The organism is Mesorhizobium sp. CU3, from assembly GCF_006442965.1.
Classification (GTDB): Bacteria; Pseudomonadota; Alphaproteobacteria; order Rhizobiales; family Rhizobiaceae; genus Mesorhizobium.
Genome location: NZ_VFWX01000059.1, coordinates 1 through 259, shown reverse-complemented (window position 1 = coordinate 259; position 259 = coordinate 1). Strand labels below are relative to the sequence as shown.

General features: G+C 66.8%; 1 protein-coding gene. It reads right to left on the bottom strand.

The genetic code is table 11. From position 1 onward, the window contains the following. Nucleotides 1-259: extracellular solute-binding protein (locus tag FJ988_RS30600; RefSeq protein ID WP_140823055.1), on the bottom strand; the 259-nt coding region annotated here is incomplete at both ends.

Genomic DNA, 259 nt, shown 5'->3' with positions numbered 1-259 from the left:
ATGCGCTCCCATTCGAGCACCTTCGGCGTCGGCCTGACCCGCTCCAGTTGATCGCGGAACGCGGCCGCCAGCGGGTCATTGGCCAGCGACGGCGTGTTCCACGCACTGCGGCGCGGCGGCAGGTCGCCAATGATCGAATGGAAGCGTGCCTGGATTTCCGGCCGCGACAGGAATTCGATCAGCTTCCAGGACGCCTCCTTCTGCTGCGACTTGCGGAAGATCACCAGGCTGGTACCACCGGCGATGCCCGCGCCCGGAC